Below are 4,384 nucleotides of genomic sequence, written 5' to 3'. Positions count from 1 at the left end.
CCGGCCGCGACAACGGCGCCGCCATCGCCTCGCTGATCCTCGGCATTACCAGCCTGGTGCTGCCCGTCCTGGGCATCATCGCCGCCCCGTTCGCGATCGGCTTCGGCATCGCCGGGCGCCGCCGCGCCCGCCGCGGAGCCCGACAAGGCGGGCTTGCCACCGCTGGGCTCACCCTCGGCGCGATCGGCCTGGTCCTGTGGGGTCTGCTCGCCCTCGGCGCAAGCCTGGTCGTCGTCAACCAGGGGCCCGACGGAAGCGAGGAGCAGGTACCCGTCGAAACAAACCACCCCGAGTGATCCGAACCGTGGTCGGTCGCGCGGCCGCATGGACACCGGGCAGCCAGTGATGTCAGCCCGGCGCCGCTCTGACCGCGCGTGTGCAGCACAGGGCGGCATCACGCGTTCCATTCGCGCAGCAACTCCAGGACGTCGGTCAGCTGGCGAGCCGCGCCCAGCATCGCCGGCCAAACACTTCCACTCGAGCCCGGTAGGTGAGGCATTCTGCGTCGCCGGCGGCAAGGGCTGCAGCGCTGGCTCCCCCGGCATGCCAGACCTCGTCTTCTGCGCTCATTCCTCCACGCCCGCCCCCGGTATCGGTTTCTCACTGTCGGCGGCATTTCCGGATGTCTGGGCTGCGGCGGTCGGCGGCCGGATCGGCGCCCCTGCGACTGGTTGGCCGGGTGTTTGGGTCAGGCGGTGGTCGGGATCGGCTCGCGCGCGCCGTGCGGGTGGTTGCGGCGGCGCAGCAGGGCGATGCCGCAGGCCGGCAGCCAGAGGAGGAAGGCGAGCAGGGCCGGGACTTGTTCGGTGCCCAGCACCGCTGCGTTCGCGAGCAGGCCGGCTGCCACCATGCCGGTCAGCGCGGTCATCCAGGTGGGGGTGCCGGAACGAGCGTGCATCGCGACGGTGGCGGCGGCCAATGCCAGCCCGAGTCCGAACAGGGTGATCGCGAACAGGGCCGACTCCACGCTATGCAGGGGTTCGTGCACCGGTGAGGCCTTGGACAGGTTGTTGGCCACGTGGCCGATGCCCATGATCGTCAGCTGCAGGGTCATGGCGATCGTTGCGAACGGCACGATCAGGTGGGTCAGCCAGGCGCGTGGGTGTGGTGTGTCGCGCAGTGCTGCGGCGAGCCCGGCCAGGACCACCATGGCCAGGGCGAACCCCGCCAGCCACAGGGCCGGGCCGATCTGCTGCCCGGTCATCGGCGCGGCAAGGATCAGCGGTGCGGCCAGGAGGCCGGCGATCCCGGCGATGCGGGTGTCGACTCCAACGTCGGTCGAGTTGTTCATGGTGATCTCCGGTCAGGAGGGGATTGGACGAGTCGACTCTGGCCTTTCCGGCTCCCGATGGCGTCGCCCTGTAGACGGGGTCGGTGTACATCGCAGGGATGATCCCGGCCGGTGACCGGCGGGGATACCGTGGCGAGGTGGACATCTCCTGGGACCGGGACTGGCTGGTCCGCGCGGTGGACACCACCGCGGTTGTGCTGCTGTGCGCGGTCACGGTGGTGGAGATCGTGCCGGCCGCGGATGGGTTCCTGGAGCGGCTGCTGGCGGTTGCGTTGGGGGCGGGGATCGCGCTTCCGCTGCTGCTTCGTCGGCGCTGGCCGCTGGCGGTGACGGTGGTCATGTTCGCGGCTGCGTCGGTCAACGCCGCGGTGTTCGGGTACGGCGCCGGCGGGGGAGGCCCGTGGCTGTGCTTCGTGCTCGCGGCGTACGGGGTGGGCGCGTATGCGGGCGGGCGGCGATCCGTGGTCGGGCTGGCGATGATCGTGGTCGCCGCGGGGCTGGCCAGTGTGCCCAAGGTGCTGGCCGGGGAAGCGGTCACCGATCAGCTGACGCCGGTCGGTTTCCTGATCGTGATCTGGGCTGCGGGCAGGATCGGTGCGCGGCGGCGGTCGCGGGCCGCCGAGGTGGAACGGCGGGCCGGCGAGCTCGCGACCCGCACCGAGCAGATCGCCGCCGAGGCCGCCGAACGAGAGCGAGCCCGGATCGCGCGGGAGCTGCACGACGCGATCACCCACGACATGACGGTGATGGTGATCCAGGCGCAGGCCGCCCAGAGCCTGTCCGCGGAGCAGCCCGAACGTGCCCGCGAGGCGATGCGGGCGGTGGAGGAGTCCGGACGGTCCGCACTGGGCGAGATGCGGCGGCTGCTGGGCGTCATCCGTGGCGAGGCCACCGCGGAGCGGGAGCCGCAACCCGGGATGGCCGACATCGAAGGCCTGGTGGCGCGGGTACGCGATGCGGGTCTGCCGGTCAGCTACACGATCGGGGGCGACCCGAAGGCGGTGCCGACCGGGCTGGCGGTGTGCTGCTACCGGATCGTCCAGGAGGGCCTGTCCAACGTCGTGCGGCACTCCGGTCCGGTCCCGACCGCGGTCTCGGTCGACATCTCCTCCCAGCAGGTGCGACTGCGGATCAGCAACGACCCGGCACGGTCGCCGGTCCAGGACAGCCCGGGCAGCGGCGCGGGGCTGGCCGGGATGCGCGAACGAGTCGCGGTGTTCCGGGGTTCGTTGCAGGCCGGCCCCCGCGAGGACAGCGGGTTCGCGGTCAGCGCCGCACTCCCGCTGGCTGCGGAATGACGGTTACGGTGCTGCTGGCCGACGACCAGGAACTGGTGCGGTCGGGGTTCCGAGTGCTCGTCGACGCCGAGGCCGACCTCGAGGTGGTCGGCGAGGCCGGGGACGGCCTGGAGGCGGTGGCCGCGGCCAGGCGGCTGCGACCCGACGTGGTGCTGATGGACATCAGGATGCCCAAGCTGGACGGGATCGAGGCAACCAAGTCAATCAGCGATCTGCTCCCGGAGACCAAGGTGGTGATCTTGACCACCTACGACCTCGACCAGTACGTGTTCGCCGCCCTGCAGGCCGGTGCGGTTGGGTTCCTGCTCAAAGACGTGCCCGCCCGCCAGCTCGTGGAGGCGGTCAGGGCCGTCGTCTCCGGAGGCGCCCTGCTCTCACCACAGATCACGCTGCGGATGATCCGGGAGTTCGCCCGCCGCCCCAGCCGGCAGCGGCGGGACGAGCTGCTGTCCGCGCTGACCGCCCGGGAGACCGAGGTTCTGACCCTCATCGCGATCGGCCTGGCCAACCACGAGATCGCCGACCGACTGGTGATCAGCGACGCCACCGTCAAAACCCACGTCGCCCGGATCCTGCAGAAGCTGGGCCTGCGCGACCGGGTCCAGGCGGTTGTCCTCTCCTACGAGTCCGGCGTCGTCGAGGTCGGTGCCGACGACAGCTGACCGGTCGCCGATGCATACGCCGACCCGCCGGTGAAAGCACACGCTCGGATCCGACAGTTCCATTCCAGATGCGGGCGCTGAACGGCCAGCGGGTCGAGGTGGTGCTCGGCGCACCAGGCCAGCAAGCGCGCAGACCAGACTCGGTATCGAGTCGTGACCGCCGTTTGAACCGCGTCAGGGGGCGGCTACGGCGGCTCGCAGGGCGCCCGGTTCGTGTCTCCGCCGTCGCCGGGCCTTCCCCAGAAAGAGGTAAAGCCTCAGGCTTGCCTGACGCGGAGCCGGGCCGCCGAAGCGCGCCTCAACCTCCGCCCGCGGCGCGGCACGAGCGGGCACCTCAGCTGCGTCAGGTTGCATGCTCAGCCTCCTCGCGCAGCGATACCGTGATGCGTGCGCCCGGCACCTCTCCTTGACACGGCTGGCGCTTCACCGCAGTGAGCTCATCGACCCGGTCATCGGCCGGCTGAGGGGTGCCCGCCCATGGACGCAGGCCGAAGACACCCTCCATCGCATCCAGCGTCGGCTTGATGAGGTTGTCGAGGTCCCAGACTTCGTTCGCGTTTCGCGCTTCTCCGAGCCTGAACTCGAGGTTCACGGCGAAGCGGCCACTGGACGGGACACAGCCCGTATCAGCGACAGCTCGGCGGACTGCCGCCTTCCACAGCTTCTCCCCTGCGGTGGCGAATGTGGAGGGGCGCCCGACCACGTCAAACGTAACAAGAAACGGGGACGTACCATAGAGCACCAGCCAACTCGTGCACGTCAGTACCCGCATTCACACTCGAATGGCTGTGCCGAATACGAGCGACGACGCTGAGCATTTGCTGTGACATCGCGATACTGACATTGCCTTGCAGTTGAATGTACCAGTTCGCAAGCGGTGAGTTCGGCGCGATTGCCCTTTGTTCGACTTGGCGACGAAGTTCGGGACTCAAGGCGCGGAGATAGGCGGCTGTGTCGGTACCCGACACACTGTCGTACTCTATGAAGTCAACTTCTGCACAGAGCAATTCGAGGACGCCGCTTGGATCGCCGGTCAAGTCAGCGCCAACGAGTAATTCGACTAACTTGAGTAGATGCTCGTCCTGCCCAGCGGCTAATAGCGTACTGAGAGTATCGCCGAAGCCCGTGTCTCG

Annotated in this window: 6 protein-coding genes; 3 read left to right on the top strand and 3 right to left on the bottom strand. The window is 69.3% G+C overall.

Translation table 11 applies throughout. The features are described from left to right. The coding region (locus VF468_09315; protein ID HEX5878505.1) for a DUF4190 domain-containing protein at positions 1-296 on the top strand (296 nt) is incomplete at its 5' end. Positions 297-688: 392 nt separating this feature from the next. On the opposite strand, the gene VF468_09310 is transcribed toward VF468_09315, so the two are convergent. Continuing rightward, entirely contained in the window at positions 689-1,204 is a 516-nt protein-coding gene (locus tag VF468_09310) for a hypothetical protein (GenBank protein HEX5878504.1), read from the bottom strand. Between the two features lie 224 nt (positions 1,205-1,428). Between VF468_09310 and VF468_09305 the strand changes: the two genes are divergently transcribed. Both VF468_09305 and VF468_09300 read left to right on the top strand, forming a co-directional pair. Beyond that, the gene (locus VF468_09305; GenBank protein HEX5878503.1) at positions 1,429-2,589 is read left to right on the top strand and encodes a histidine kinase; all 1,161 of its coding nucleotides are present in this window, start codon (positions 1,429-1,431) and stop codon (positions 2,587-2,589) included. After that, entirely contained in the window at positions 2,586-3,251 is a 666-nt protein-coding gene (locus tag VF468_09300) for a response regulator transcription factor (protein HEX5878502.1), read from the top strand. The genes VF468_09305 and VF468_09300 overlap by 4 nt, the downstream gene beginning before the upstream one ends. 343 nt (positions 3,252-3,594) lie before the next feature. Here the strand turns inward: VF468_09300 and VF468_09295 are convergent, their stop codons facing one another. Both VF468_09295 and VF468_09290 read right to left on the bottom strand, forming a co-directional pair. Further along, a complete protein-coding gene (locus VF468_09295; protein HEX5878501.1) occupies positions 3,595-3,843 on the bottom strand; it encodes a hypothetical protein in 249 nt (82 codons plus the stop codon). 112 nt (positions 3,844-3,955) lie between these two features. Further along, positions 3,956-4,384, bottom strand: a 429-nt coding sequence (locus VF468_09290; GenBank protein HEX5878500.1) for a hypothetical protein, incomplete at its 5' end; no start/stop codon positions are given.

The organism is Actinomycetota bacterium (assembly GCA_036280995.1).
GTDB lineage: Bacteria > Actinomycetota > CALGFH01 > CALGFH01 > CALGFH01 > CALGFH01.
The sequence above is the reverse complement of the archived record's forward strand: the minus strand, read 5'-3'. Positions and strand labels throughout refer to the sequence as shown.